At 49.4% G+C, this 26,964-nt stretch carries 28 protein-coding genes; 15 read left to right on the top strand and 13 right to left on the bottom strand.

All coding sequences use genetic code 11. The annotated features are described in order from the left end of the window. Positions 1–88 precede the first annotated feature (88 nt). The 12 genes from mltB to EHS89_RS13205 all read left to right on the top strand — a co-directional run bounded on the left by mltB (position 89) and on the right by EHS89_RS13205 (position 11,331). Positions 89–1,096 carry a lytic murein transglycosylase B gene (mltB, locus tag EHS89_RS13150; protein ID WP_124926615.1) on the top strand — a complete coding sequence of 336 codons (1,008 nt, stop codon included), beginning with the start codon at positions 89–91 and terminating at the stop codon, positions 1,094–1,096. Between the two features lie 3 nt (positions 1,097–1,099). Further along, positions 1,100–1,930, top strand: coding sequence for a septal ring lytic transglycosylase RlpA family protein (locus EHS89_RS13155; protein ID WP_124926616.1), 831 nt, complete (start codon positions 1,100–1,102; stop codon positions 1,928–1,930). Positions 1,931–2,148: 218 nt separating this feature from the next. After that, on the top strand, positions 2,149–3,288 hold the full coding sequence (locus EHS89_RS13160) for a D-alanyl-D-alanine carboxypeptidase family protein (RefSeq protein WP_229753591.1): 1,140 nt from the start codon (positions 2,149–2,151) through the stop codon (positions 3,286–3,288). A gap of 18 nt (positions 3,289–3,306) precedes the next feature. After that, positions 3,307–4,209 carry an aminotransferase class IV gene (locus tag EHS89_RS13165; RefSeq protein WP_308430931.1) on the top strand — a complete coding sequence of 301 codons (903 nt, stop codon included), beginning with the start codon at positions 3,307–3,309 and terminating at the stop codon, positions 4,207–4,209. Positions 4,210–4,284: 75 nt separating this feature from the next. Beyond that, positions 4,285–4,566: a YbeD family protein gene (locus EHS89_RS13170; RefSeq protein ID WP_124926618.1), complete on the top strand. Its 282-nt coding sequence runs from the start codon at positions 4,285–4,287 to the stop codon at positions 4,564–4,566. Beyond that, positions 4,566–5,219 (top strand): lipoyl(octanoyl) transferase LipB, encoded by a 654-nt coding sequence (lipB, locus tag EHS89_RS13175; RefSeq protein ID WP_188885248.1) that lies wholly within the window; start codon positions 4,566–4,568, stop codon positions 5,217–5,219. Before EHS89_RS13170 ends, lipB begins: the two co-directional genes overlap by 1 nt. After that, entirely contained in the window at positions 5,220–6,209 is a 990-nt protein-coding gene (lipA, locus tag EHS89_RS13180) for a lipoyl synthase (protein WP_124926619.1), read from the top strand. Next, positions 6,209–7,144 carry a lysylphosphatidylglycerol synthase domain-containing protein gene (locus EHS89_RS13185; protein ID WP_124926620.1) on the top strand — a complete coding sequence of 312 codons (936 nt, stop codon included), beginning with the start codon at positions 6,209–6,211 and terminating at the stop codon, positions 7,142–7,144. The genes lipA and EHS89_RS13185 overlap by 1 nt, the downstream gene beginning before the upstream one ends. 132 nt (positions 7,145–7,276) lie before the next feature. Continuing rightward, positions 7,277–8,311 (top strand): glycosyltransferase family 2 protein, encoded by a 1,035-nt coding sequence (locus EHS89_RS13190; protein WP_124926621.1) that lies wholly within the window; start codon positions 7,277–7,279, stop codon positions 8,309–8,311. Further along, positions 8,286–9,872, top strand: coding sequence for an ArnT family glycosyltransferase (locus EHS89_RS13195; RefSeq protein ID WP_124926622.1), 1,587 nt, complete (start codon positions 8,286–8,288; stop codon positions 9,870–9,872). Before EHS89_RS13190 ends, EHS89_RS13195 begins: the two co-directional genes overlap by 26 nt. Next, on the top strand, positions 9,847–10,719 hold the full coding sequence (locus EHS89_RS13200) for a phosphatase PAP2 family protein (RefSeq protein ID WP_124926623.1): 873 nt from the start codon (positions 9,847–9,849) through the stop codon (positions 10,717–10,719). The genes EHS89_RS13195 and EHS89_RS13200 overlap by 26 nt, the downstream gene beginning before the upstream one ends. Before the next feature lie 171 nt (positions 10,720–10,890). Then, positions 10,891–11,331: an OsmC family protein gene (locus EHS89_RS13205; protein WP_124926624.1), complete on the top strand. Its 441-nt coding sequence runs from the start codon at positions 10,891–10,893 to the stop codon at positions 11,329–11,331. A 458-nt stretch (positions 11,332–11,789) separates the two neighbouring features. Here the strand turns inward: EHS89_RS13205 and EHS89_RS13210 are convergent, their stop codons facing one another. Further along, complete coding sequence (locus EHS89_RS13210; protein WP_124926625.1) at positions 11,790–12,371, bottom strand: TetR/AcrR family transcriptional regulator; 582 nt, start codon at positions 12,369–12,371, stop codon at positions 11,790–11,792. Positions 12,372–12,514: 143 nt separating this feature from the next. Between EHS89_RS13210 and EHS89_RS13215 the strand changes: the two genes are divergently transcribed. Then, positions 12,515–12,931 carry a GFA family protein gene (locus EHS89_RS13215; RefSeq protein ID WP_124926626.1) on the top strand — a complete coding sequence of 139 codons (417 nt, stop codon included), beginning with the start codon at positions 12,515–12,517 and terminating at the stop codon, positions 12,929–12,931. 156 nt (positions 12,932–13,087) lie between these two features. Here the strand turns inward: EHS89_RS13215 and EHS89_RS13220 are convergent, their stop codons facing one another. The 4 genes from EHS89_RS13220 to leuS all read right to left on the bottom strand — a co-directional run bounded on the left by EHS89_RS13220 (position 13,088) and on the right by leuS (position 17,616). Then, complete coding sequence (locus tag EHS89_RS13220; protein WP_124926627.1) at positions 13,088–13,414, bottom strand: c-type cytochrome; 327 nt, start codon at positions 13,412–13,414, stop codon at positions 13,088–13,090. Positions 13,415–13,475: 61 nt separating this feature from the next. Next, a complete protein-coding gene (holA, locus tag EHS89_RS13225) occupies positions 13,476–14,498 on the bottom strand; it encodes a DNA polymerase III subunit delta (RefSeq protein WP_124926628.1) in 1,023 nt (340 codons plus the stop codon). Positions 14,499–14,504: 6 nt separating this feature from the next. Continuing rightward, complete coding sequence (locus EHS89_RS13230) at positions 14,505–15,014, bottom strand: LPS-assembly lipoprotein LptE (protein ID WP_170167499.1); 510 nt, start codon at positions 15,012–15,014, stop codon at positions 14,505–14,507. Positions 15,015–15,024: 10 nt separating this feature from the next. Further along, a complete protein-coding gene (gene leuS / locus EHS89_RS13235) occupies positions 15,025–17,616 on the bottom strand; it encodes a leucine--tRNA ligase (protein WP_124926630.1) in 2,592 nt (863 codons plus the stop codon). Positions 17,617–17,740: 124 nt separating this feature from the next. Between leuS and EHS89_RS13240 the strand changes: the two genes are divergently transcribed. Then, complete coding sequence (locus EHS89_RS13240; RefSeq protein ID WP_124926631.1) at positions 17,741–18,274, top strand: zinc ribbon-containing protein; 534 nt, start codon at positions 17,741–17,743, stop codon at positions 18,272–18,274. A 38-nt stretch (positions 18,275–18,312) separates the two neighbouring features. Here the strand turns inward: EHS89_RS13240 and lnt are convergent, their stop codons facing one another. The 5 genes from lnt to miaB form a co-directional block, all read right to left on the bottom strand. Beyond that, entirely contained in the window at positions 18,313–19,854 is a 1,542-nt protein-coding gene (gene lnt, locus EHS89_RS13245) for an apolipoprotein N-acyltransferase (RefSeq protein WP_124926632.1), read from the bottom strand. Positions 19,855–19,865: 11 nt separating this feature from the next. Next, positions 19,866–20,708, bottom strand: coding sequence for an HlyC/CorC family transporter (locus tag EHS89_RS13250; protein WP_124926633.1), 843 nt, complete (start codon positions 20,706–20,708; stop codon positions 19,866–19,868). 11 nt (positions 20,709–20,719) lie between these two features. After that, the gene (gene ybeY / locus EHS89_RS13255) at positions 20,720–21,178 is read right to left on the bottom strand and encodes an rRNA maturation RNase YbeY (protein WP_124926634.1); all 459 of its coding nucleotides are present in this window, start codon (positions 21,176–21,178) and stop codon (positions 20,720–20,722) included. Further along, positions 21,178–22,164 carry a PhoH family protein gene (locus EHS89_RS13260; RefSeq protein WP_124926635.1) on the bottom strand — a complete coding sequence of 329 codons (987 nt, stop codon included), beginning with the start codon at positions 22,162–22,164 and terminating at the stop codon, positions 21,178–21,180. Before EHS89_RS13260 ends, ybeY begins: the two co-directional genes overlap by 1 nt. A 96-nt stretch (positions 22,165–22,260) precedes the next feature. Further along, complete coding sequence (miaB, locus tag EHS89_RS13265) at positions 22,261–23,613, bottom strand: tRNA (N6-isopentenyl adenosine(37)-C2)-methylthiotransferase MiaB (protein ID WP_124926636.1); 1,353 nt, start codon at positions 23,611–23,613, stop codon at positions 22,261–22,263. Positions 23,614–24,066: 453 nt separating this feature from the next. Here miaB and EHS89_RS13270 point away from each other — a divergent pair, with 453 nt between their 5' ends. Next, complete coding sequence (locus EHS89_RS13270) at positions 24,067–24,381, top strand: DUF1820 family protein (protein WP_124926637.1); 315 nt, start codon at positions 24,067–24,069, stop codon at positions 24,379–24,381. Here the strand turns inward: EHS89_RS13270 and EHS89_RS13275 are convergent. Genes EHS89_RS13275 through EHS89_RS13285 form a run of 3 tightly spaced genes read right to left on the bottom strand, consistent with a single transcriptional unit; the run spans position 24,350 to position 26,920 of the window. Next, positions 24,350–24,820 (bottom strand): hydrogenase maturation protease, encoded by a 471-nt coding sequence (locus EHS89_RS13275; protein ID WP_170167500.1) that lies wholly within the window; start codon positions 24,818–24,820, stop codon positions 24,350–24,352. The genes EHS89_RS13270 and EHS89_RS13275 overlap by 32 nt on opposite strands. Next, positions 24,817–26,109, bottom strand: coding sequence for a Ni/Fe hydrogenase subunit alpha (locus EHS89_RS13280; protein WP_124926639.1), 1,293 nt, complete (start codon positions 26,107–26,109; stop codon positions 24,817–24,819). Before EHS89_RS13280 ends, EHS89_RS13275 begins: the two co-directional genes overlap by 4 nt. Beyond that, entirely contained in the window at positions 26,102–26,920 is an 819-nt protein-coding gene (locus EHS89_RS13285) for an NADH-quinone oxidoreductase subunit B family protein (protein WP_124926640.1), read from the bottom strand. Before EHS89_RS13285 ends, EHS89_RS13280 begins: the two co-directional genes overlap by 8 nt. Positions 26,921–26,964 lie beyond the last annotated feature (44 nt).

A 26,964-nucleotide genomic window follows, 5' to 3' on the forward strand; every position in this document is an offset into this window, starting at 1 on the left:
ACAGTTTGGGTTCAGCTCAGGGATGTTTGAGTAGCGTCTTTAATAATATTCAGGGATTTTGACCGCAGGGTCTTCGGGATAAGGTGAAATGATCAGATCTAAGTTAACCGGGTTACTGACCGGAACATTTTTTTGTGCCGGGTTGCTCTGGGGAGCGCCAGTGGCGGCCCATGGGTATGGCGATCATCCTGCAGCGCAGCAGTTTATCGCTGATATGGCTGCTGAAGGCTTCGATGAAAACGAAATTAAAACCATATTGCGTTCTGCTGAACGTAAGGAAAGTATTCTTAAGGCTATTTCACGTCCGGCCGAGAAGCGCCTGACCTGGGGAGAGTATCGGAATATTTTTCTCAAGCAGAAGCGTATTAAGCAAGGGGTCGAGTTTTGGGATCAGTATGCAGACACCTTAGAACGCGCTGAGAAAGAATACGGCGTACCGGCTGAAATTATTGTGGCTATTATCGGTGTAGAGACCCGGTATGGTCGTAATATGGGGAGCTACCGGGTCGTTGATGCACTGTCGACGCTGGGTTTTGATTATCCGAAACGGGGTAAATTCTTTCGGGGGCAATTGAAAGAGTATTTCTATCTGGTTAGAGAAGAGAGTGTTGATCCATTCAGCCTGAAAGGTTCGTATGCCGGCGCGATGGGCTTTGGCCAGTTTATTCCGAGCAGCTTCAGGCATTTCGCGGTCGATTTTGATAGGGATGGCAAAAAAGATATCTGGAATAACCCGGTCGATGCGATTGGTAGTGTTGCTAACTACTTCAAAGAGCATGGTTGGAAAAATGGAGAGCCGGTACGCAGTAATGTTGTGATGCGTGAACTGGCTGATGACAGCTGGTTTAATGATGGTTTAAAACCCAGTCTGACCCTGAACGAATGGTCGGAGCGGGGCATTAAAACACGTAAAGGTCTGAATGCAGATAGCAAAGCGACCCTGATGCGTCTTGAAGCTAAGGGCGAATTTCAACACTGGTTTGGATTGCATAACTTCTATGTCATAACCCGCTATAATCACAGCCGTTTGTACGCAATGGCGGTGTATGAGTTAAGCCAGGCAGTGGCTGAGAAACGAAAAAAATCTACGGGCTAGAAAATGAAACGAATAATCCTGAATCTTTGTGCGCTATCTGTACTGGTAGTTCTGGGGGGCTGTTCGTCCTCCGGTGGGCGATATGCGGTAGAGCAGGATTACGGGCCGTCCAAAGCGGTTGATGTATCTAATGTGCCTGATGCAGTGCCCCGGGCAGAGCCGAAAAGTCGGGGCGGCAATAAAAGCCCTTATCGCGTGCTGGGTAAAACCTATTATGTGATGCCGTCTAGTCTCGGCTATAAAGAGCGCGGTGTCTCTTCCTGGTACGGTAAAAAGTTCCACGGACATAAAACCTCTAATGGCGAAACCTACAATATGTACGCCATGACTGCAGCGCATAAATCGTTGCCACTGCCCAGCTATGTTCAGGTGACCAACCTGAAAAATGGCAAACGGGTGATTGTGCGGGTTAATGACCGGGGGCCATTCCACGGTGGACGTATTATCGATCTGTCTTACGCAGCGGCATCGAAACTGGATATGTTAGGCGCAGGTACCGCTAAGGTTGAAGTAGAGGCAATTAACCCGAATAGCTGGAACACTAAGGCCGCTGTTGTGACTGCCGCAGCACCGCCTGCGCCAGCCACACAGGCGGGAGCCGCTAGTCGCTATCTTCAGGTAGGTGCCTTTAGTCTTCAGGCAACCGCAGATGAAGCGGTGCGACAGTTACAGACAATGTTGCCCGGATATCAGGTCAGAATAGTTCCCTTGCAGTTGCAGGATCGTCGCTTGTATCGGGTGCAGCTTGGTCCGGTTCAACTGAATGCGAATCTGGCAGAGCTGATATCCCGAGTTGAAGCGGCAGGTTATCTGCGTCCGCATTTGGTAGACTAGTCTTTTTAGTCGGGCAGGATGACAGTCTGTCAGCGTTTAGCCGGACAGGTTTTACTGGTCAGGCCTGGCTCTCAGGCTTGAGAGAAAAAGGTTTTAAAAGGTCGAGAACCTTTAACAATATCGTTGGTCCTATCTGTACTCGGACCCGTACTCCGGTTAATTCCCGGAATTAGAGCAACTGTAAAAAAGTACTCATAAATATCATGATGAAAAAAAATATGCTTCGTTTAGCTTTGCTATTGATCACCGTTATTGCCCTGCCCCTTCAGGCCGCGACTATCATGCCAGCTGCACCGCAGGTTGCTGCTCGTGCTTATATTGTTATGGATGCAGACACCGGTAAGGTTATTGTTGCTAATCGCGAAGAGGAACGTTTTCCTCCTGCGAGTCTGACCAAAATGATGACTAGCTATATCCTGGCAGCTGAACTGAATAAAGGTAATGTTGCTAAGGGTGATTTGGTACCTGTTTCGGTAAAGGCGTGGCGAGCCCCTGGATCGCGTATGTTTATTCAGGAAGGTACTCAGGTGCTGCTGAGCGATCTGATGAAAGGGATTATTATCCAGTCGGGTAATGATGCCAGTGTTGCAGTTGCTGAATATCTGGCCGGTAGCGAAGCTGCGTTTGCCGATATGATGAATCAACATGCAGTCCAGTTGGGTATGCAAAACTCTCACTTTATGAATGCCACTGGTCTGCCGGCAGAAGAACATTATGCCTCAGCCCATGACCTGGCTCTGTTGGCCCGTTCAATTATCCAGGATTACCCTGAGCATTACGGTATCTACTCAGAGAAATACTTTACCTATAACAAAATCCGTCAGCCAAACCGTAATAAATTACTCTGGCGTGACAATTCGGTTGATGGTCTGAAAACCGGACATACCGATGCAGCAGGTTACTGCCTGGTGGCGTCAGCTAAGCGTGATGGTATGCGCCTGATTACAGTAGTGATGGGTACGAATAGTGAAGAAGCCCGAGCCCAGGAGAGCCAGAAACTACTGGCTTATGCTTTCCGTTATTTCCGTACCCACAAGTTGTACAGTGCCGGCCAGGTGTTGGAATCAACTAAGGTATGGGCCGGTCAACAGGATCAACTGAAACTAGGCCTGACCGAAGCGATGGCGATCACCATTCCACGGGGTCAGAGTGAGCAGCTTGAAGCTGTTCTGGATCTGGATAAAGTCATTAAAGCGCCCGTTTCAAAAGGCCAGAAGTACGGTACGGTCAAAGTGATGTTAAATGGCGAGCTGGTTGCCAGTTCACCGGTTGTTGCGCTTGAAACGATTGAACAGGCAGGTTTCTTACAGCGTATTTGGGATGCTATTGCGCTATTCTTTTATAACCTGATTAATTAACTCAGCGGTTGGTGAGGAATGGATGCCCGGCCTTTTGGTTCGGGCATCTGTCGTTATCGGAACATGGAAACTGTATATCTTAACGATAAATTTGTCGCAGCAGATCAGGCTCAGGTCTCGGTATTTGACCGGGGATTTCTGTTCGGCGACAGCGTTTACGAGGTAATTCCTTTTTACCAGGGGCAGGGCTTTCGCCTTGATGAGCATCTGGCGCGTCTTGAGCATAGTCTGCGGGGTATACAGATCAGTATCGCCCGGGACTGGAAAGCAATACTGACGGAACTAGTCGCTAAGAATGGCGGTGGTAATTTGTCTGTATATCTGCAGATAAGTCGTGGGAGTTCCGGTCAGCGAAGTCATGCCTATGATGAGCAGATGCAGCCGACTGTTTTTGCCTGCTGTAATCCTATTCGTGATATTTACGATGAAGGCCCCGACTCCATTGCCGGTATTTCAGCTATTGTAACGGCGGATCTGCGCTGGCACCGTTGTGATATTAAAGCAACAGGCCTTTTGCCAAATATACTGGTGATGCAACAAGCGCGACAGGCGGGAGCCACAGAGGCGCTGATGATCAGGGATGGGCTGCTAACCGAAGGCGCTTCCTGTAACTTGTTTATGGTGGATAAAGGGGTTATTTATACGCCTAAGCGAAGTTCAGAGATCCTGGGTGGGACGACCCGGGAACTTATTCTTGAGCTGGCGGCCGTTAATGGCATACCCACTCAGGAAGTTGATATAGATTATGACCACCTGATGAATGCTGATGAAGTATGGATCAGTAGTTCTACCCGAGCCGTCGTGCCGGTTATAAAGATTGATGATCAGCTAATTGCTGACGGCAAAAAAGGCCCATTGTGGGCGCGTATGTTTGAACTCTTTACCCGCTATCAGCGAGACCTGATGCAGGGGGGAGTTTAAGCTATTAAACAGTTAACGATTTAAGCAGCTAACGACTTAAACAGTTAGAAAATTAAGACCCGAGTACCGAGAGATATGGCACAACAGACCGAGCAAGACGCACCTAAGATTGAGTTTCCCTGTCCTGATTATCCGATCAAGATTATTGGTCGGGCGGCGCCGGACTTTAAAGAGCTGGTCATTGATATCGTACGCAAACATGCGCCGGATCTGGATCTGAAAAAAATTGATGAACAGCCCAGCAGTAAAGGCACCTTTACCTCTGTACGCATGAAAATTACCGCCACCGGCGCTGATCAGCTGGATGCCCTGCATCAGGAGCTGAAAGCCACTGGCCGTGTACAGATGGTGATCTGATGGCGCTGGCAGAACAGGTGATTGTCCGTGATCTGGGTTTGGTTGAGTATCAGCCAACCTGGCAAACGATGCAGGATTTTACCGCGGCACGCGGACCTGACACCATGGATGAGATCTGGGTGCTGGAACATCAACCTGTATTTACACAGGGCCAGGCTGGTAAAGCTGAACATCTGCTAGGCACCGGTGATATTCCGGTAGTGCAGGTTGACCGTGGCGGTCAGGTAACCTATCACGGTCCGGGTCAGTTGGTGGTCTATCTACTACTGAACCTGCGTCGCAAAAAGTTTGGCGTACGCGAGCTGGTCGCCCGCATGGAGCAGAGTATTGTTGATCTGCTCGCAGGTTACGGTGTTGAAGCCTATGCTAAACCGGATGCGCCGGGTGTCTATGTGAATGACGCTAAAATCTGTTCATTAGGTTTGCGGGTTCGTAAAGGTTGTTCTTTTCACGGACTGGCGTTGAACCTGGATATGGATCTTGAGCCGTTTAACCGGATCAATCCTTGTGGCTATGCCGGCATGGCGGTAACGCGCCTTACTAATTTGACAGAGATAAATGATAGAAACGCTGTTAAAGATTCGCTTACAGAAATACTGGTAAAAAGACTCGGCTATAACGAGCAGACCAGAACTAACTCGCTGGAAAACTAGATGTCTGATAAAACAGAAAAACAGCAAAGTGCTAAACCACACAAAGTAGAAGCTGGGGTAAAGTTACGCGGCGCCGATAAGGTTGCCCGTATCCCAGTGAAGGTAATCCCGACAGAAAGGGATAAGATACTGCGTAAGCCCGATTGGCTGCGGGTATCGCTGGGTACCTCGCCTAAAGTAAATGGCATTAAAGATAAGCTGCGTAAGCATAAGCTCGCATCGGTTTGTGAAGAAGCCAGCTGCCCGAATCTGGGTGAATGTTTCAGCCATGGTACGGCTACATTTATGATTATGGGCGATATATGCACCCGTCGATGCCCTTTTTGTGATGTTGCCCACGGTCGGCCAAAAGCCTTACCTGAGAATGAGCCTAAAGAGCTGGCGGCAGCAATTGCCGATATGGGGCTGCGTTATGTCGTGATTACCTCGGTAGACCGTGATGATCTGCGTGATGGTGGTGCCGATCACTTTGCTCGCTGTATCAGTGAAACCCGTGCGGCGATTCCATCGATTCAGGTTGAAACCCTGGTGCCTGATTTCCGTGGTCGTATGGATGTGGCGCTGGATATTTTGCAGCAGACCCCGCCGGATGTGTTCAACCATAATATGGAAACCGTGCCTCGCCTGTATCGTAAAGTGCGTCCGGGGGCGGATTACCAGTGGTCGCTGACCTTGTTACAAAAATACAAGCAGCGTTGTCCGGATGTACGGACAAAGTCGGGCCTGATGGTGGGTGTGGGTGAAACCAAAGAGGAGATCTTTGAGGTACTTAAAGATCTGCGAGCTCACGATGTTGATATGCTGACGATAGGTCAGTATCTGCAGCCAAGCCGGGATCATCTGCCGGTTGATCGTTATGTCACGCCAGAAGAGTTTGATGAGTATGCGGCCCTGGCAAAAGAACTGGGCTTCTCGCAGGTCGCCAGTGGACCTTTGGTGCGCTCCTCTTACCATGCTGACCTTCAGGCTAAAGGCGAAACAATCAGTTGATGACCCGTGCACAACTTCTGAAACTTCTGCTGTCAGTGGTGATACTGGTTATCACCCTGATCGTAGTAGAGACACAAATCGGCTGGTATAGCCTGCTGACTTCCTGGCAGGGTTTTTCCGGCCCTATTCTGGCGCTGTTAGTTTTGATGTCACTGGCCAGTAATGTACTGCGCGCGGTGCGGATTAAGATCAGTTTTGAATTGCCGCTGCAGCGTTTCGCGCAGATGTTTTATCTCAGCACTAACCATAATTTACTCAATAACCTGTTACCTATGCGCACCGGTGAGGTTGCGTTTCCAGTCCTGATTAAGCGCTATTTCGGTATTGGTTTGGTGGATTCATCATCCCATCTTTTGCTCTATCGCTTGTTGGATCTGGTGGCATTGCTGTCTATCGCCGGTGTCCTTGCGTTGTGGCAATACAGTGGTCTGGCTGCGATGGGACTGGCGCTGATCACGGTGGTGGGGTTATTACTGTTTGATCAGGGTAAACAGCTGGTGGTATGGCTGCTAGGACGGTTTAACAATGCCAGGCTGGCTAAGCTTGCCCAGGCGTTTACTGCACTACCTACACGAGGTGGACACTTTGGTGCCATAGTGCTTAGCACTTATGCGGTCTGGATTACCAAGATGATCGCTTTTCTGGGTGTGGTACTGCAGTTATCTGATCTGACACTGGCGCAGGCGGTAACCAGTGTTGCGGTTGCTGACTTGTCTTCGATTCTGCCTATTCATGGTGTGGCGGGCTCGGGTACGTTTGAAGCAGCCTTTGTATTAGCGGGCAAGTTTTATGCGATTGATACGGCTTCATTGCTGAAAATTGCAGTGCAGCTACATCTGTTTTTACTGCTGATGTCTTTCGTCGCTTTTCTGCTTGGCTGGCTGACGGCAAAAGTTTCGGCGCGATGGTGCCGAACTCAGGTAGTGGCTGATTAACCTGCAGGCGTGTTGTGACGGGACTGGTAGCAGTATTTGAAGGCCCTGTTGATAGTTGAGCTTTTCTTCATATAAAAGGGGCTTTGTGATAGAGTCCGCTTTAAATTTTAATGACCTACGTCCGGGTAATTTATGAAATCATTATCGATCGTCGTACCTATGTACAAAGAAGAGGACAGTGTATTTCCGCTGGTCGAGCGGGTACATGAGTCTCTTATTAATTATGACGGTAAGTGGGAGTTGGTCTGTGTCGATGATGGCAGCCCGGACGGTACTGTTGCACGGCTGAAACAAGCTCAGGATAAGTGGGGCGATCACCTGCGCGTGGTTGAGCTGCAGCGTAATTTCGGTCAGACCGCAGCGATGCAGGCGGGTATCGATGCTGCCCGTGGTGAGATTATCGCCACTATGGACGGTGATCTGCAGAATGATCCTGCTGATATCCAGCGCATGATCACTGAGATGGAAGAGCGCGACCTGGATATGCTACAGGGCTGGCGCAAAAAGCGTGAAGATGAATCTACCCGTAAGTTCTTCTCTCGTCAGGCGAATAAAATGATCGCCAAAGTGACCGGTGTAAAATTACATGATTACGGTTGCAGCCTTAAAGTCTATCGCGCCAGTGTTATTAAACAGATCCGTCTGTTTGGCGAGATGCACCGTTTTATCCCTGTCTGGGTCGCCTCTGTTACTAAGCCTGAGCGAATTGGCGAGACGGTTGTTGATCATCATGCCCGTCAGTTTGGTGAATCTAAGTACGGCCTGTCCCGTACCTTCCGGGTAATACTCGATCTGTTGGTTGTATTCTTCTTCCTCCGCTTTAAAGCCCGTCCAGGCCACTTCTTCGGTTATCTGGGTTTAGGTATGGGGGTGATGGGTTCACTTATCATGACCTGGCTGATCGTTGTGAAAATCTTTCTGGGTGAGGATATCGGTAGTCGACCACTGTTTATGGTGGGTATCTTCCTGTTGGTGGTGTCATTGCAGTTTATTACCACCGGTGTACTGGCCGAGATGATGTCGCGGATCTTCTTTGAAACCTCAAATACCCGGGGTTATAGCTTGCGTGAGCATGTTAGTGATGAGGAAGAGGGGCAGTGGTTCAATCCACAGCCAACGGTAATGGATGAGATAGTAGAACATGACGCCGATACTGCGAAGCAGTAATCTGACCCATTACGGGCTGCTGTTCGCAGCAGTTTTCTTTGCTTTCTTCTGGAATATCTGGGGCTTTCCCCTGTTTGATCTGGATGAGGGAGCATTCTCTGAAGCGACCCGTGAGATGCTGGCCAGCGGTAACTTCGCTGCCACTTATCTGGATGGCGCGCCGCGTTACGATAAACCAATACTGAGTTATTGGTTTCAGGCGCTCAGTGTGTCGCTGTTTGATCTGAATGAGTTTGCACTACGTCTGCCATCGGCGATTGCTGCCAGTTGCTGGGTGTGGGTGAGCTACCGTTTTGCCCGACAGCAATGGGATGCTGAAACGGCGCTGTATGTTGTTCTGATCATGGCAAATACGCTGTGGATCAGCATCATCGGTAAAGCGGCGATCGCGGATGCCTGGCTGAACCTGTTTGTTACCCTGACGGTACTTGATATCTGGCGATACTGGCAGCAGCCAGAACGTCGATCGCTATTGTTCAGAGTTTATCTCTGGATGGCATTGGGTATGCTGACTAAAGGACCCGTGGCTATTCTGGTTCCACTGCTGGTCAGTGGTATCTTTTTTATCCTGCAGGGGGAATGGCGGCGCTGGTTAAAAGCGATCTTTTTCATTCCGGGCTGGGTCTTACTGCTACTCATTCTTACTCCCTGGCTGTGGCTGGTGTATCTGGATCAGGGGTTTGGCTTCTTTGAAGGTTTCCTGCTGGATCATAACCTGAAGCGCTTCAGCGATACCCGTGAAGGGCATGGTGGTAAGCTTTGGTACTACCTGTTTGCGTTGCCTTTGGTATTACTGCCTTTCAGTGCCCCGTTATTCTCCGCGTTACGTCGTGCAAAGGCGCTGTGTAAAGACTCACTTACGCTGTATCTGTTTATCTGGCTGGCTGTAGTCTTTGTGCTGGTATCAATCTCCGGTACGCAGTTACCCCATTATGTGGTGTATGGCATTACCGGGCTGTTGTTAATATTTGCCCGTTACCGTGATCAGCTGTTCCGTGGCTGGAGCTTTATTTTCCCACTGCTGTTTTTTGGTCTGATGTTAGCGTTGCCCTGGATACTGGAGTCGGTTGCTGGCGAGAGTAAGAAGCTTTATCAACAGGAGATGTTGTCCCGGGTTTGGGATGTGGTGGGCTGGCCTTATGTCGCCGCCAGTGTCGTCGCGCTGTTGCTGACCATCGGTCTGATTCTGTCACCTAAACTCAGTCGTCCTGCGAAGATGGTATCGATCGGGTTTATTCAGACAATATTTATGTTTAATTTCTTTATCCAGGTGATGGGCGGTTTGCAGCAGCAGCCGATTCGTGAAGCGGCCATGATGGCAAAGCAGCGTCCTGGACAGAATGTGGTGGCTTACCATATTACTATGCCCAGTTTCAGTGTTTACCGCGAGGGTATTACTGCAAAAGTGAAGCCCCGCTCAGGTGACCTGATCTTTACCGATGCCGATAATATAACTCCTCTGCGAAAGGAGTTCCCGCAGGCGTCTTTTGAGGTGATCTATAACAAGGGTGGTATTCGATTAGTGGAGTGGCTAAATGCAAAATCTGCTGGCACAGATTAAAGGCTGTTTTATTGTGACAGGCCTGCCGGATCAGCTACAAAGCTCCCGGCAGCAGTTCGCACTGCACTATGATACCGAATCACTAAAACGTCTTACTCAGTTAGCTGGGGTGTTTTTAGTTCTGGCTGTGTTGCTCTGGGCAGTGGCCGGTTATCATGGCGCCTTTCATCTGCTGAATCAGTTTACCCCATTACTGCCGGATACTTTCTGGCAGATCGCGACGTTTATGGGGGATACAACTGTCGTACTCAGTATCTCGCTTCTGGTCGCCCGGCGTAACCCTGCAATTCTCTGGGTACTGTTGATTGCCGCTGTCTACGGTACGCTGGTAACCCATGGCCTGAAAAATCTGGTCGGTGCCGAACGGCCCCCGGTTTCCCTGGTTACAGGTGAATATAATCTGGTGGGTAAAGCACTGAAAAATGGCAGTTTTCCATCCGGCCACTCCCTCACTGCCTTTGTATTTGTCTCTATCGCATTTTATTTTTTCCGTAATTTCTACCTGCGAATCGCCCTGCTGCTGACCGGTGCTCTTATTGCCTTTAGTCGGGTTATGGTGGCGGCGCACTGGCCTGTTGATGTGTTTGTAGGTAGCGGCTTTGGTCTGCTGGTAACCGTGGCTGCAGTAGTGACAGCGCAGCATATTCACTGGGGCTTTAAAGTGCCATTGCATCTGTTTATTGTGTTTTTGCTGGTTGTGGCTTCACTTATGATTCTGACCGGACATGATGGTGGTTATCCACAAGCTCACCTGTTTGGTAAGCTGATCGCGTTCAGTGCACTACTGATGTTCATTGTTGACTACTTTTTTCCTTATAAAAGTTCTTCAAAACAGACTCTTCAATAAAAGCCATTTCACGAAAGGTTTCTTAAAAAGTTCGTTTTAAAAATGGCACCTTCCCTAACTGCCCGTTTCGGTTAAATATTTTCCAGCACCGCCCGTTTGGGTTATATCTATCTTTGCTAATATTGTGCGATAATTAATATATTAGATATATCTTAATTATGGATGGTTAATATGGCTGCAAGTAAAGTTATCTCTGTTTCTACTTCTATGAAAGCCGGTGCGCAGGTTCATGCGGATATCCGGGGCCACAAAGTAACAATCGACCAGCCAAAGCAGGCTGGCGGAACCGATGAGGGTCCAACACCTCTGGAGTTCTTCCTGTTCTCACTGGCTGGTTGTATCCAGAGCATCGCCCGTATCGCAGCGACGCAACAGAAAATCGAAATGCGCGGTATCGATATCGATGTTGAAGCAACACTGAATCCAGCAGGGCTGCTGGGTAAAGAGACCGAAGATCGGGTTGGTTTTCAGACCATTACTGTCAAAGCGCAGATCGATGCCGACCTGACCGATGCCGAAAAGACCGAGTTCCTGGACGCGGTCTGTGATCGTTGCCCGCTGCATGACAATATCCGCCTGGCAACAGTGGTTGATCACTCTTTGAGTGCTTAATACTTAAGACAAGATCAGAAACGAAGGCTTCTAACTAAACGTTGTTTTGCGACTGGCTAGATAGATAACTGAACCTGTCATGTTAGAGAAAGATTTTAAAGAGCGCCAGTGGCGCTCTTTTCGTCTGTTTTGTGCTGTGGGTTCAATGAGTCAACGCAACACGCTATCTTTAGCTCAAAGATGGAGTGTTAAAAATGGCCCGAAAAACACGGATTAAATACACGAAAGAAATCAAATCCAAGATCTGGGATCGGTATCAGCAGGGTAAATCGCTGAAGTCTATTGCCCGTTTTTTGGAAACCCAATCCTCATCGATATATATTTTCCCGTCTCTTCACGTGCGGTTTGTCAGTCACTCCAAAGCGCGTTTTCAACGCAGGGCGACCGACGAAATGAATGCACTCAAACAACAATTCGCTGAATTGCGATCACCAAAACCGTGACCTGTTAGCTAGTCGTTATATTCCGCCCAATTTTACACCTGCTTCTCGCCTGGAGGCTGCTAGTAAACTCTCAATCGAATCTTGATTCTGAAGCGTTCTGGCTATAGCGACAGTGCCAATCATCATTGCTGTTACTGATAAAACATCTTGTTCGTCACAGTCGGTATAGCTACTCGCATACTCCATAATTGCTGTATTCATGCCATAGTAAACGTCGGAATAAGCTGTTTTTATTGCTTTATCCTGCATATTTATGTCAGTGACCAAGAATGCTAACGGGCAAGACAAAGAGCGCTCTCCTTTCACATGCTCCAAGCTTAGGTATTTATTTAGCAACAAAGACAACCACTGTTTATTAGATGTGTCCTCTGGCTTAGGGTTGGCAAGTTTAGTACTGCTGGCTTTAAATTTTAATGCCTCACGGTAAAGTTCTGCTTTACTCGTGAAATGCGCATAAAACCCGCCTCGAGTAAGCCCACAATTATTCATCAAATCATCGATTGTAACGCCTTCAAAACCCTTTATTGCAAATAGTCTGAAGGAGCTATCAAGAATTCTTTCGCGGGTTTTGTTTTTGTGCGTCTTTGTATAGGGCATAGGGCTGAGCCTTCGCATACTTATATATGTTCTTTATCATATATAAAATCTAATCTAGGATGAAGTCCCATCTTTGGAAATGAAATTAAATATGAATATCTTTTACGATATCGTCGTTGGACATCAACCAGATCGGAGATAACATGGAAAGGCATATTGGAAGTTGTCGCTGCGGCGACATTGAATTTTACTTTGATAACGACCCGATAAATTCGATTTTTTGCTATTGCAAGGAGTGTCAAGCACTCACTGGCTCAGACAAGTGGTTTGGGCTTTGGGTGTCAAAAGATAATTTAAAATTTACAAAAGGCACACCTTCATCGTATACGCGTTCTGGTGATTCAGGCAAAGAGGTTAATTATCATTTCTGTGGCACTTGTAGCACTGCTTTGTGCGCTGAGGTAACTGCGGGTGTTTTTTACTCTGTATCAGCAACTTCACTAAGAAGTAATAAGTTCGCTCCTAAAATGTCAATCTACGTATCTTCAGCACCATCATGGGCAGTCTTCCCTAACGATGTGCCAAAGTTTGACATTCTACCGCCAGGAATGGGGAGCTAAATGCCTAACAAGGCTATCAATTAAAGATAGGTGTTGCATTGACTCATTGAAACCACAGCCGAAAACAGACATATAACGACAGTGAGAATGTTTGTTTTTATGCCCTGATCTAGCTAGGGAAGCATAGCTTTCCGCCTGGCGGCTTACGGCAACTAGTTATTGCCCTTTAAGGTTAAACAGGTAATCCACCACCGCCGCAGCCTGTTCTTCGCTCAGCTGCGGGAATACCGGCATAGCGGGTCTGGCCGGATCACCTTTGCGAATCAGTAGTATGACCTGTTCTTCTAGCAGTTGGGTGCGTTTGTTCGCGGGGAAGCCTGCGATAGGGTCGCCGCTACCATCTTTTTTATGGCACTGTTTGCAGTAGTAGGAGTAGAGTTCTTCGCCATCCAGTGAATCAGTGGGTTCGTTATTGAAGCAGCCGCTTAACAGGCTGGCGGTTAAAGCTGTTATCAGGATAAGCAGGGACCGGAACTTAAACACGGTGAAATCCTTTTGTTAACGCGATAGTTAATAGCTAGCTTAGCTATCTTTCAAACAATGTTCAGCTGTGCCTTAGAGATAGCTCTACGCCGGCAAGCTGCAAAGTGATGCTTGTCAGTGTCAGCCAGGGGTCACCGAGTGCACCTTTAATCTGAGAATCTGCCTCGGAACAACGACTTAGCATCTGTTTAAGGCTATCGGCAGGAACTCGCTGAGCTGCAGTGCGAACCCAGTTTTTTCGCTTGCCCCAGATCCGTTCACGCTGACAGATAGTATCGAAAGGCGTGCCACTTTGCAGGCCTTGCTGAATGGCGATCAATGAACGTATTTCACGGCTGATTGCCCAGAGCGCCACGCTGGCTTCGGTGCCTTCCTGACGCAGAACTTCGATGATCTTACTACAACGGCTAACCTGTTGTTGAATAGCGGCTTCAGTGAGACCGTAAATATCATAACGGGAACTGTCGGACACACTGTCCATCACCATATCGGCGGTGACAGTCTGGCCGGCATAAAGCAGGTTTAGTTTATCCAGTTCCTGTTTTGCGGCCAGCAGGTTACCTTCGATACGCTCGCAAAGTAGCTGTACCGCATCATTTTCAAGGGTCAGATTAATCTGTCGGGCTCTGTTACTAATCCAGCCTGGTAGTTGTTGCAGTTCAACTGGCCAGACCTCAACAATAATGCCTTGCTGATCAATTGCTTTAAACCAGGCGCTTTTCTTGGCGCCGGCATCCAGCTTATCGGCGATGATTAACAGTACGTTGTCTTCGGCAGGACGCTCAAGGTACTGCCGCAGAATCTCACTGGCCTGTTTGTTTGGCTTGCTGCCGCCCAGACGAAGTTCGATGATCTTTTGCTCGGCAAACAGGGAGAGTTCGTTAGCGCACTGAAGCAGGTATTCCCACTTGAAACCGGCTTCGGCGTAGAGGGTTTCCCGTTCGGTAAAGCCAATGCTACTAAGATGCTGGCGCAGCAGATCGCAGCTTTCTTCGATCAGCAGTGTTTCATCACCGGTGATCAGATATACCGGAGCCGCTGGCTGGCTTAGGTTATTGGCAAGCTGCTCCGGTTTTATCTTCATATCTGATTAGTTGCTGGCAGGTTTCAGGTTAACGTACAGGCGAATGATCTGCTTAGCGAGCTGCTGATCCATCTCGAGGTACAACTGCTCTTCCTGAACACTACTGGCGGTTTCAGTATCGGAGTTGTAGTCGTAGATACGTTCAGTAATGAGTTGTCGCTCAAGCACTATTTCTCCCTGTGGGTTTTTAACCAGCAGCGGGACTTTAGTGGTTAGTTCGTACTCATCAACATTGGCTCTGGCACTCAGGGATGCTTCCCGGCGTGAGCGATTAACCTGTCCTAACTCAAGCACATAGCCTGAATTGCTGTTAAGTTCGATATCATAAGCGCGAAACTGTTGGCGCAGGGTAAGCTCCAGCTGGCCCGGCACTTTGGATTGAGTTTGCAGTGTCAGCTGCCTGAGAGGTTCAGCAATATCAGCTGAACCACGCAGGTGAAAGCCGCAGGCAGTCAGGGTCAGGCAGCACAAACTGAGTAGTGCCGCTGTTGAAAACCGTTTCAGGCAACCAGACATCTGTATCCCCTTAACCAACCACGATATTGACGAGCTTGTTAGGTACCACAATCTGTTTACGGATTGTTTTACCGCCCATATGGCGTTGTACACCCTCATCTGCCAGCGCAGTATGAAGTACAACACTTTCTTCAGCATCGGCGGGTACGTTGATCTTAGCCCGTACTTTGCCATTTACCTGAACCACCATCTGTACATTGGCGCGGGTCATTGCTGTTTCATCAACGGTCGGCCATGCAACATCCAGCAGGCTGCTGCTATTGCCCAGATCCTGCCATAGCTGGTGCGTGATATGCGGCACGATAGGTGCCAGCAATTGCACCGCTGCAGTCAGTGCTTCACGGGTTACCGCACGACCTTGTTCACTGTCGTCAACAAAGCGGCTGATCGCATTGCTCAGTTCCATAACAGCGGCAATCGCGGTGTTGAAGGTTTGACGGCGTTCAACATCGTCAGACACTTTCTTGATGGTTTCGTGAGTCTTACGACGCAGGTCTTTTTGACGATCATCCAGTGCATCAACATCCAGAGCCGCAATTTCACCCGGATACTGCAGGTGGTCAAATACCAGTTTCCACAGGCGACGCAGGAAGCGCTGAGCACCATCAACGCCAGAATCGGACCACTCCAGAGATTGCTCAGGGGGAGCGGCAAACATCATAAACAGACGTACGGTGTCGGCACCGTATTTGTCGATCATCATCTGCGGGTCGATGCCGTTGTTTTTAGACTTGGACATCTTACCCATACCGGCAGAAAGAACCGGTTGGTTGTCTTCGAGATGAACCGCTTTAATTACCCGGCCTTTCTCATCCCGTTCAACTTTAACGTCGCTTGGAGAGATCCAGTCTTTACCGCCATTAGCATCTTCACGGTAATAAGTTTCTGCCAGCACCATACCCTGGCAAAGTAAGCGTTCGAAAGGCTCATCAGAGTTAACCAGGCCTTCATCGCGCATCAGCTTGTGGAAGAAACGGGAATAAAGCAGGTGCAGAATTGCGTGCTCGATACCACCGATGTACTGGTTTACCGGTAGCCAGTAGTTAGCTTGTTCCGGGTTCAGCATGGTTTCAGCGTTACGGCAGGCGTAACGTGCGTAATACCATGAAGATTCCATGAACGTATCAAAGGTATCGGTTTCGCGTTCGGCATCGTCGCCGCACTTAGGGCAGCTGGTTTTCTTGAAGCTGTCCATTTTCTTGATTGGCGAACCTACGCCATCAAAAGTCACTTCTGTCGGTAGTACAACCGGCAGTTGCTCTTCAGGTACCGGAACTGCACCACAGCTGTTGCAATTAACGATAGGGATAGGTGTGCCCCAGTAGCGCTGACGAGATACACCCCAGTCGCGCAGGCGGTAATTGATCGTGGTTTTACCTTTACCTGAATTTTGCAATTCAGCGGCAATGGCTTTGAACGCCATTTCAAAATCCAGCTCATCGAAATCACCGGAGTTAACCAATACGCCTTTATCGGTATAAGCTTCTTCAGCCAGGTCGATAGCGATGCTGTCATCAGCCGGACGAATGACCTGCTTGATCTCAAGGCCGTATTTATTGGCGAATTCATAATCGCGCTGATCATGCCCAGGTACAGACATAACCGCACCGGAGCCGTAGTCCATCAGTACGAAGTTAGCGGTCCAGACCGGTACTTTGTCACCAGTGATCGGATGAATAGCTTCAATACCCAGATCGAAACCTTTCTTCTCCATTGTGGCCATATCAGCTTCAGCCACTTTCATGTTCTTACACTCGCTGACAAATGCAGCCAGCTCAGGATTATTCGCTGCTGCCTGTTGTGCCAGAGGATGAGCCGGGGCTACTGCGACGTAAGTGACACCCATCAGGGTATCCGGGCGGGTGGTGAACACTTCCAGCTCACCAAAGCCGTCGACGTGGAAGTTCAGTTCGACACCTTCGGAGCGGCCGATCCAGTTACGCTGCATAGTGCGAACCTGTTCTGGCCATTCTTCCAGCTTATCCAGATCATCTAACAGCTCATCGGCGTAGTCGGTAATTTTCAGGAACCACTGAGGAATCTTTTTACGCTCAACCAGCGCACCAGAGCGCCAGCCACGACCATCGATAACCTGCTCGTTCGCCAGTACGGTCTGATCGACCGGATCCCAGTTTACTTCAGCTTCTTTCTTGTAAACCAGGCCTTTGTCCAGCAGCTTGGTGAAGAACCACTGCTCCCAACGGTAATATTCCGGGTGACAGGTAGCGACTTCACGGCTCCAGTCGTAACCAAAACCCATCAGGTCCAGTTGGTTACGCATGTAATCTATGTTTTCGAAGGTCCAGTTTGCCGGTGGTACATTGTTTTTCAGTGCTGCGTTTTCTGCTGGCAGACCAAATGCATCCCAGCCCATTGGCTGTAATACATTTTTACCTTGCATACGCTGGTAACGGGAAACTACATCGCCAATGGTATAGTTACGAACATGGCCCATATGCAGTCGTCCGCTTGGATACGGGAACATGGACAGACAATAGAATTTCTCTTTTGACGGATCTTCAGTTGTCTTGAAACTGTTGTTGTCGACCCAGTGTTTCTGTACCTGAGGCTCAATCTGCTGCGGCTTATATTGTTCGTTCATTTGGACTCATCATAAAAAACCGGCAATATGATTGGTGCCGGTCAATGGAAAGTTTGATCTATGGCGCATAGGATACAATATATGCAATCCTACATATAGTTTTTCGTCGGCTTTGGAGAGGGATATGAGCAACAAAAACAGTAGTCATGACCGGAGTGCGCAGTATGACCGGGTTCTTAACCGGTTACGTGGGGAGCTTGAGTCCGCTGAGCATAAATCCTGGGACTTGATGCAGCAGAAAATCGAAGAAGCGGTAGAGCTGGAATTAGCCGCAGAAGAGATGACCCGGGATGAGTTGGATCTTCTGAGTGCTTATCTGAAAAGGGACCTGAAACGATTGGGTTATTATGCCCATGAAACCGGCGAAGGGATCGCTGCCTGGCTTAACTTTGACCTTAATATTCTGGAACATAAGGTCTCAAAGCAGCTAATGGAACTGGCTGACCGAACCCGCATCGGTATTGTCGAGTTGGAGCAACGACTGGCGAGCGGAGAAGATCAGTATCGTGCCGGAGAGATCGCAGCGGCAGGCACTTTTGCCTGTATTATCTGCGGTGATCAGATGATCAATGCCCAGACCAGTCGTCTGGAACCCTGTAAAAAATGTGGTTCTGAGGTGTTTGTACGATCATTTGCCCCTTGGGAACCGGACCAGTAATTATATTTAGTACAGAGGTTGTCCGGCTATCGAATCGCTTAGCTTTGCAACCTCTGTTTTAATCCACTGAACCGGTATCCGGGCAAGCTGCCTCGGGTAAAGAAAGCAAAAATCAGCATCAGCCCGATCAGGATCTGTAAGGGTTCAATACCAAACGTCTGATAGGGCGTCTGACCACTCATAGGTTGCACACTCCCGACCAGAACCCCGGTCTGATACTGAGGAATAGTGGCGGTTACCTGTCCCTGTGGGTTAACCAGCGCAGTAACACCGTTATTAGTGCTACGGATTAGCCAGCGACCTGTTTCCAATGCCCGCATCCGGGCAATCTGCATATGTTGAGCCGGCGCGATAGACTGGCCAAACCAGGTGTCATTGCTGACGGTTAGCAGCAGGTCGCTATTGATACTGTTTTGTCTTACCAGTTCAGGATAGGCGATCTCATAGCAGATAAACGGTGCTATTTGACTGCCTTTTACGGATAGCGGTGCCTGGTCTTTATCACCCAGGCTAAATTCAGACATCGGCAGATCAAAGAACTCGATCAGTCCTCTTAGCTGGGCTTCCAGTGGCACATATTCACCGAAAGGTACTAATCGTTGTTTGTTATAGCTGCCTTCTCCGCCGGCAAAAATGGTCAGGGTATTCTGAAAGCGTCTGCCTTTGGGGTGATCCGGATCAACAACGATAGAAGGGATGCCGCTGATCATTGCTGTCTGGCTCTCGTCGAGATAATCGGTTAGCGGACTCAGCAGGCCGGTTGCGTTGCGATAAAAGGTTGGTATAGCTGTTTCAGGCCAGATCAACAGATCGACCTTGTTGCTCTCCATACTCAGATCAACATAGGTTTGCAGAATGTTTTCCAACTGGCTTGGCTGCCACTTCTGAGCCTGAGGGATATCTGCCTGTACCAGCATGACATCTAAAGGTTCACCCTTTTTCAGGGTCCATCCACCGGGGACTTTATCTTGTTGAATCGCGATCCAGGGAACGGCTAATAGCACCAGGATAGCGGCAGACTGAAGCGGGTGTTTCAGGTGTTTGAAGAAGCTGATGCTCAAAGTGCCGACCATGACGACATAGAGACTGAGTATCCAGACCCCGCCGAAGGGTGCAAATGCTGCCAGGGGGGTGTCGATCACACCGTAGCCCAGATACAGCCAGGGAAAGCCGGTTAAAAACCAGCTGCGTAACCATTCGAATACGAGCCAGAGCGCTGCAAAGCCTAAAGCGTTACGGAATAACTTGTTCGATAGCCAGCACTGCAGTGCGGGAAGAATGGCCAGGGCGGCAACAAACAGGGCGGTCATAGAGGCGGCAAGCCAGATAGGAGCATTGCCATGTTCGTGGATACTGACAAAAACCCAGGAGACTCCGGTACCAAAAAAACCAAGGCCGTAACACCAGCCCAGCCAGCCTGCGGCCCGGGCTGAGCAGTTATGCAATAACAGGTAGAGGAGCGCGACTGAAGCGGCCCCCAGATACCAATAATTAAATGGCGCTAGTGAGAGAGGGGCTATAACACCTGCAATCAGGCTTAGCAGAACCCTGGGGACTATATAAGGGGTGCTACCAGCCATATGCAAAGATCCTATTCTGAGCGGATAACCTGTAGCAGACGGATACGCCGGGAGTCTGCACTAAGCACTTTAAATTTAAATTCATCGATCTGTACTGTCTCATCCTTGCGGGGCAGGTGACCAAACTTTTGAGTAACAATACCACCGATCGTATCAAAGTCATCATCGGGTAAGCCTACATCGAAAAATTCATTAAAATCTTCGATCGGCGTTAACGCTTTGACAATGAAACCGTTTTGATCGAACGGCTTGATATTGCCATCATCATCTTCACTGTCATGCTCATCTTCGATCTCACCGACGATCTGCTCCAGCACATCCTCAATGGTGATCAAACCAGATACGCCGGCGTACTCATCGACAACGATCGCCATATGGTTACGGGTAGCACGAAACTCTTTTAGCAATATGTTAAGCCGCTTACTTTCAGGAATAACCGTTGGTTTGCGCAGGTGCTTGGTAATATCAAAATTTTCCAGATCGCCCTCAAGAAACAGAGGCAGCAGATCTTTTGCCAGCAAAATACCGAGGATATCGTCGGGATTCTCGCCGATAACCGGAAAGCGGGAGTGTGCAGAAGAGATAATAAGCGGGAGAAATTCTTTAGGGGTCAGATCGGCTTCAACGACAACCATCTGGGAACGGGGAATCATAACATCCCGTACCTGTTGATCAGATACCGACATGGCAGCTTCAATAATACTGAAAGCTTCCTGGTCCAGTACATTTTCATCTGCGGCGTCTTTTAGATCGGCTAGCAGGTCTTCTCGGGATTTCGGCTCATCAGAAAACGCCTGGGTCAGTTTGCCAAACCAGGATTTCTGTTGGCCATTGCCCGATCGGTCTTCGCTCATTAGGTGCTCGCTTATTCGGTTAACATGTAAGGATCAGAGATGTTCAGGCCGCTCAGAATATCACGTTCCAGCTGCTCCATCTCTTCCGCTTCTTCGTTATTTATATGGTCGAATCCAAGCAGATGCAAGACCCCGTGTATCACCATATGGCACCAATGGTCAGATAACGTCTTGTTTTGTTGTTTGGCTTCCGCCTCGACGACTGCAGCACAGATGACCAGATCACCCAGCAGATCGAGCTCGACACCTTCAGGTACTTCAAAAGGAAACGACAATACATTGGTGGGTTTATCTTTGCCGCGATACTGATGATTCAGCGCCTGGCTCTCATCCGCCGATACGATTCGAATCGAGAGTTCCGCCTGATCCATATAGTTTGCAAGAGCGGCAGATACCCAGCCGGTAAGTTGTGCTTCGTCAGGCAGATCTTTATCTTCGATCTGACACTGACGATCAACGTAATAGGTCATTAGCTATCCTGCTTTTTTTCGAACCGATCGTAGGCTTCGACAATGTGTCCAACCAATGGGTGACGCACGACATCCTTCGCAGTGAACTGGGTAAAACCAATCCCCTTAACGTCTTTTAGGACAACGCTGGCATGGATTAAACCAGAACTCACACCTTTAGGCAGATCGATCTGGGTGGTATCACCGGTAATAACCGCGGTTGAGCCAAAGCCGATTCGGGTCAGGAACATTTTCATCTGTTCGCGAGTGGTATTCTGACTCTCATCGAGAATAACGAAAGAACCATTCAGGGTACGGCCCCGCATATAAGCCAGGGGTGCCACTTCAATCACATTTCGTTCGATCAACTTAGAGACGCGCTCAATACCCAACATCTCATATAGTGCGTCATAGAGCGGACGTAGATAAGGGTCCACTTTTTGTGACAGATCGCCGGGCAAAAAGCCCAGTTTCTCGCCCGCTTCAACCGCCGGACGGACTAGCAGGATACGGCTCACCTCTTCGCGTTCTAAGGCTTCACAGGCGCAGGCAACCGCCAGATAGGTCTTGCCGGTGCCTGCCGGCCCGATACCAAAATTGATATCGTGACTTAGTATGGAACGTACATATTCTTGCTGATTAGGGCCCCGCGGACGAATCTGGGCTTTACGGGTCTGAATGGTGATGTTCGGCTGATATACCGACTCTTCAGGGGCTTGGCCTTTCAACTGTTCGACACCTGATTGCTGTAGTAGCAGGTGAACCTGATCCGGTGTGATCTGCTCGCCCTGCTGGGCGTCTTCGTAGAGTTGTTCCAGAACCTTGGCGCCAGCCCGAACCACGGCAGAATTGCCTTCCAGCTTAAAGTTATTGCCACGGTTACTGATCTCGATACCCAGGCGTTGCTCCATCAGACGAAGGTGCTCATCGAGCTGGCCGCACAGATTAGATAAGTGGTGCGGATTATCCGGTTCCAGAGTGAGCTTAATGGTTTGCGCTGTGTTCAAAAAATGATCCTTAGGTAGAGATACTATTTAGTCTAGCAGGTTACAGGCGGGTACCGCCTGTAGACTCTAATTTTGTACCAGAGGGCGGCGGCCTAATTAAGACGCATCCAGTTCTGAGCTGACCAGTTCACCCAACAATGAGTTGGTGTAGGCTTCAGCGATACGGATATCGGCGAAGTGGCCGATCAGATCCGGGTTGTCGCAACGGAAATTTACCACCCGGTTATTCTCGGTGCGGCCCTGTAGCAGGCCCGGATCCTTTTTAGAGTAGTCGGTGACCAGAATACGCTGTACTGAATCGACCATACGACGGCTGATCTGCATCGCCTGCTGATTGATACGGGCTTGCAGTATATTGAGTCGTTCTTTCTTAGTCTCTTCAGATACATCATCCTGCAGGTCGGCTGCCGGTGTACCCGGGCGACGGCTATAGATGAAGCTGTAAGAGTTATCAAAACCGATTTCGGCGATCAGATTCATCGTCGCTTCAAAGTCGGCATCGGTTTCCCCCGGGAAGCCGATTATAAAATCGGAAGACAGGGTTATATCCGGACGAGCTGCGCGGATTTTACGGATCAACGATTTATATTCCAGTGCCATATGGCCCCGTTTCATGGCCATCAGAACCCGGTCTGAACCGCTTTGTACCGGTAAATGCAGGAAGCTGACCAATTCAGGAACGTCGCGGTAAACCTCAACCAGACTGTCGGTAAACTCGACCGGGTGGGAGGTAGTAAAGCGGATGCGGTCGATACCATCGATCGCTGCAACACAACGGATCAGTTCGGCCAGATCGGCTATATCGCCATCGTGGGTTGCCCCCCGATAAGCATTAACGTTCTGACCCAGCAGATGAACCTCGCGAACGCCCTGTTCAGAAAGCTCCACCGCCTCGGCGATGATGTCATCCATTGGCCGGCTAACCTCTTCACCACGGGTGTAAGGTACAACGCAGAAAGTACAGTACTTGCTGCAACCTTCCATAATTGAAACAAAGGCTTCGGCACCCTCTACACGCGGGGCTGGCAGATGGTCGAATTTTTCAATCTCAGGGAAACTGATATCGACAATGCCTTTCTTCTGCTTGCCGGCATTGGTTATATCGATCATCTCTGGCAGGCGGTGCAGGGTTTGTGGTCCGAAGATCATGTCTACGTATGGGGCCCGCTTAAGAATGGCTTCGCCTTCCTGAGACGCGACACAACCACCGACACCGATCTTTAATTCAGGGTTTTTCGCTTTCAGTTTGCGCCAGCGACCCAGCTGATGAAACACTTTATCTTGTGCTTTTTCTCGAATTGAACAGGTGTTCAGGAGAAGTACGTCGGCATCATCCTGATTGTCGGTCAGTTCCAGTTCGTGACTTTCGCCCAGCAGATCAGCCATACGGGCTGAGTCATACTCATTCATCTGGCAACCATGGGTTTTAATGAATAGCTTCTTGGCCATTACACACCTGTTCATACTTGTTCGGGGTTCAGCTATCGGCTAAAAACCGATGCTATAAAAGGGGCAGGGATTATACGTTAAGGCAGCTCAGCTGCATAGTTTTTAACCTGACAGTAGTCCTGACCTGGAAACCTGCGAACAAGTCATAAACGCCTCAGGCATACAGAGCAATTTAAGTTCGAGGCAACGGTTACAGACATGCTTGCTGCCTATCGAAAGCCGTTAACAAAGAAATTAGATTGCTCTGTAAGCCCCGCAGGGTGGACATTAAGTCGGCTTTCTGCTTTGTCATGCTGCTTGAAAAGGACTTGTCATTTCGCTGTGCAGCCTTTCGCGCACTAAGTCGATTTACTGTCCACTGAGAAAGCTTGATACTTATTTGCAGGTTTCCTTGTATTCATCATACTGATCCCCATATAGCTGGCAGTTAATTAACTTTGTATGGGCTGAAGTATGGCTAAAGATCCGATCTACCGAATTAAATTCCTTAATCAGGATGAGGTGTATGAAATCTATGCCCGTCAAATTTATCAGAGTGATTTGTGGGGATTTCTGGAGGCGGAAGATTTTGTCTTTGGTAGTCAGACCACAGTGGTCGTTGATCCGTCTGAAGAGAAGCTTAAACAGCAGTTCGAAGAAGTTGAACGTAGTTTTATCCCGGTACAGTCGATTATTCGTATTGATGTGGTGCCCCAGGGAGGCGTGGCAAAAATCACTGAAGTAAAAGGCAGTGTGACTAGATTCCCGATGGTACCGCCGCGTAGTTAAGCTGGTAGTGAATATTGTTACAGATGCGCTTGCTGCTGGTGAAGAGCTCTGGACTCATGGCTTCCATCTGTCCGCATTGGCCGATCTGTACACAGATGACCGTAATGGCTGGCAGTTCTACCCCGGTTATGGCTGCTAGCTGTAAGCTGTCAGCCACGCCGAGCTGATGGCTACTACCGCCCTGAAGCCCGGCGCAATCCAGTAGCTGTTCAAGACTGAATTGTTGCCACTCCCCTAACATCCAGCCGGCATCGCAGGCGTCGATCAGTATCACCTTGTCTGCCCCATCAAAGTAGTTTGGCAGCGCCAGCCCCGGCCGGTCCAGCGCCAGTAGTTCGACATTTTCAGGCAGTGTTTGTTGCTGTAACAACCGAATCACTTCCCAACCGGCCTGATCATCGCCATGGGGGGAGCCAAGCCCAATAATTTTAATCTTCAACGTCGTACCGTATTCAGTTTCAGGAAGTGGGTAGCGCAGGAGATACAAGGGTCATAGTTGCGGATTACTTTTTCGCAATGCAGCCGGATATCGTCATCGCTATTATCCAGACCAAAGTTAAGTAGAGAGCGGTGCAAGTCCTGTTCGATACGGGCCTGATTCTGACTGGTGGGCGGTACTAGACGAGCCTTGCGTACAATCCCCTGCCTGTCTAACTCATAGTGGTGCCATAGTAAGCCGCGAGGAGCTTCGCTCCAGCCCTGGCCCTGGCTTTCCTGCGGTGTCGATTCGATGAAACTATGCTGTGGTCGGCTATAGCCCTGCAGAATACTGATCGCTTCCTGCATGGCAAAGACTATCTCAATCCCCCGGGCCAGCATGCTGTCGAACATATTGTTGCTGGGGAAGCGATGGGCAAACTTGTGCATTACCGGCTGACTGATAGCGGGCATAGTCTGGGCGGTCAGGTTCATTCGGGCCAGTGGACCGACCAGGTAGGCTTCGCCATCCATATGGCTCCACAGCGCGGTGGATTGTGGCTGGTGGAACTCAGTGAAGTGCTGATCATATTGTTCTGGCTTCAGATTCAGGCCGGTACTGCTGACTAAAATGCCGTCTTCGACTGCATAGTTAGCCGCTTTCAGTGCAGTGCAGTTAAATGTCTGCTGATCATCGGGTAGGGGAATGCTGGCCAGCCAGTCGCACATTTCCAGTGCTTCTGGCAGGGCTTCCTCTAACGCCCGTAATAACCTTGCTAATTTCGCATCATCAGGCGCTTTGTGCAGGCCGCCAACTTTGATGGAAACCGGATGCACTGAACGTGCGCCGATGCAGCGCATGATTTCGTTGCCCAGGTTCTGTAGTTTGAGGCCGCGGCGTACTTCTGCCGGATGATCTTTGGCCATAGCGATACCGCTTTGGTAACCAAAGAAATCAGGCAAAGCCAGTAGATGGATATGCAGGGCATGGCTTTCGATCCACTCACCCAGATAGATCAGTCGGCGCATCGCTTTTACCCAGGGGCCAGGATCCATATTAAAAGCGCTTTCAATAGCATTCACTGCGCTGACCTGATAAGCCACCGGACAGATACCACAGATGCGAGCGACCACATCCGGGATCTCATGGTAAGCACGGCCTTCGAGGAATTTTTCAAAGAACCGTGGTGGCTCATAGATACGCAGTTGGAGTTTTTCAATAGCCCCGTCACGAATATCCAGATCCATGGCGCCTTCGCCTTCAACCCGGGCCAGGATAGGGACTCTGATGCTCAGGTTACGCTTACTCATCGCTGCTCTCCTGTGCTAAGTCCTGTGCTAAGTCCTGCGTTAAGTCCCGGGCAATGATCCGCTGGTTTTCACTGGCACTGGCATGTACCAGTTTAAAACGTCGTTGAATTTCATCCGGCAGCAGACCGAGCCCTGCAAAACGATTTGCCAGACCGATAGTGTTGCTGTTTTCAGCCGGACCGTAGCAGCCAAAGCAATCGCGGCCAAAGCTGGGGCAGAGTGCGCCGCAACCGTTGCGGGTGACAGGCCCAAGGCAGGGCTTGCCCTGGGTAATCAGGGTGCACACGATCTGTTCCTGCTTACAGGTCAGGCAGACTTTATCCTGATGATCGATCGGACTAACCCCACGTAACAGAGAGTTAACCAGTTCAACGACCTGAGCACTATTGATGGGGCAGCCCCAGAGTTCGAAGTCGACTTTGACGTAGTCACTCACGGCGCCGGACTGATCCAGTGAATCAATATACTGAGGCTGACCGTAGATCTGAGCGGGCCAGTCTGCAGCATCGGCAGCCAGGTTTTTGAGCGCCTGAATTCCACCGGATGTCGCGCAGGCGCCGATCGTTATCAGGTATTGGCTGTTATTGCGTATCTGCTTAATGCGCTGTTGATCATGGGCAGTAACCACGCTGCCTTCGATAAACGCGATGTCTACAAGGGCATCTTCAGCGACAGGGCCGGCTTCGGCAAAGTGGATTATTTCAACCTGTTCAGCCAGATTGATCAGGTCTTCTCCCATATTCAGGAAAGCTAACTGACAGCCATCGCAGGAGCTGAATTTGTGGACTGCAATCCTAGGTTTATCGCTCATGCCAGACTCCTTTCACGTCAAGATGACAGCAGGAGCTGAATTTG

Source organism: Amphritea balenae, from assembly GCF_003858655.1.
Taxonomy (GTDB): Bacteria; Pseudomonadota; Gammaproteobacteria; order Pseudomonadales; family Balneatricaceae; genus Amphritea; species Amphritea balenae.

Bases quoted from the DNA above. Each gene is read 5' to 3' on its own strand.
- mltB (WP_124926615.1), top strand. From the start codon at position 89: ATGATCAGATCTAAGTTAACCGGGTTACTGACCGGAACATTTTTTTGT.
- EHS89_RS13155 (WP_124926616.1), top strand. From the start codon at position 1,100: ATGAAACGAATAATCCTGAATCTTTGTGCGCTATCTGTACTGGTAGTT.
- EHS89_RS13160 (WP_229753591.1), top strand. From the start codon at position 2,149: ATGCTTCGTTTAGCTTTGCTATTGATCACCGTTATTGCCCTGCCCCTT.
- EHS89_RS13165 (WP_308430931.1), top strand. From the start codon at position 3,307: ATGGATGCCCGGCCTTTTGGTTCGGGCATCTGTCGTTATCGGAACATG.
- EHS89_RS13170 (WP_124926618.1), top strand. From the start codon at position 4,285: ATGGCACAACAGACCGAGCAAGACGCACCTAAGATTGAGTTTCCCTGT.
- lipB (WP_188885248.1), top strand. From the start codon at position 4,566: ATGGCGCTGGCAGAACAGGTGATTGTCCGTGATCTGGGTTTGGTTGAG.
- lipA (WP_124926619.1), top strand. From the start codon at position 5,220: ATGTCTGATAAAACAGAAAAACAGCAAAGTGCTAAACCACACAAAGTA.
- EHS89_RS13185 (WP_124926620.1), top strand. From the start codon at position 6,209: ATGACCCGTGCACAACTTCTGAAACTTCTGCTGTCAGTGGTGATACTG.
- EHS89_RS13190 (WP_124926621.1), top strand. From the start codon at position 7,277: ATGAAATCATTATCGATCGTCGTACCTATGTACAAAGAAGAGGACAGT.
- EHS89_RS13195 (WP_124926622.1), top strand. From the start codon at position 8,286: ATGACGCCGATACTGCGAAGCAGTAATCTGACCCATTACGGGCTGCTG.
- EHS89_RS13200 (WP_124926623.1), top strand. From the start codon at position 9,847: ATGCAAAATCTGCTGGCACAGATTAAAGGCTGTTTTATTGTGACAGGC.
- EHS89_RS13205 (WP_124926624.1), top strand. From the start codon at position 10,891: ATGGCTGCAAGTAAAGTTATCTCTGTTTCTACTTCTATGAAAGCCGGT.
- EHS89_RS13210 (WP_124926625.1), bottom strand. From the start codon at position 12,371: ATGCCCTATACAAAGACGCACAAAAACAAAACCCGCGAAAGAATTCTT.
- EHS89_RS13215 (WP_124926626.1), top strand. From the start codon at position 12,515: ATGGAAAGGCATATTGGAAGTTGTCGCTGCGGCGACATTGAATTTTAC.
- holA (WP_124926628.1), bottom strand. From the start codon at position 14,498: ATGAAGATAAAACCGGAGCAGCTTGCCAATAACCTAAGCCAGCCAGCG.
- EHS89_RS13230 (WP_170167499.1), bottom strand. From the start codon at position 15,014: ATGTCTGGTTGCCTGAAACGGTTTTCAACAGCGGCACTACTCAGTTTG.
- leuS (WP_124926630.1), bottom strand. From the start codon at position 17,616: ATGAACGAACAATATAAGCCGCAGCAGATTGAGCCTCAGGTACAGAAA.
- EHS89_RS13240 (WP_124926631.1), top strand. From the start codon at position 17,741: ATGAGCAACAAAAACAGTAGTCATGACCGGAGTGCGCAGTATGACCGG.
- lnt (WP_124926632.1), bottom strand. From the start codon at position 19,854: ATGGCTGGTAGCACCCCTTATATAGTCCCCAGGGTTCTGCTAAGCCTG.
- EHS89_RS13250 (WP_124926633.1), bottom strand. From the start codon at position 20,708: ATGAGCGAAGACCGATCGGGCAATGGCCAACAGAAATCCTGGTTTGGC.
- ybeY (WP_124926634.1), bottom strand. From the start codon at position 21,178: ATGACCTATTACGTTGATCGTCAGTGTCAGATCGAAGATAAAGATCTG.
- miaB (WP_124926636.1), bottom strand. From the start codon at position 23,613: ATGGCCAAGAAGCTATTCATTAAAACCCATGGTTGCCAGATGAATGAG.
- EHS89_RS13270 (WP_124926637.1), top strand. From the start codon at position 24,067: ATGGCTAAAGATCCGATCTACCGAATTAAATTCCTTAATCAGGATGAG.
- EHS89_RS13280 (WP_124926639.1), bottom strand. From the start codon at position 26,109: ATGAGTAAGCGTAACCTGAGCATCAGAGTCCCTATCCTGGCCCGGGTT.
- EHS89_RS13285 (WP_124926640.1), bottom strand. From the start codon at position 26,920: ATGAGCGATAAACCTAGGATTGCAGTCCACAAATTCAGCTCCTGCGAT.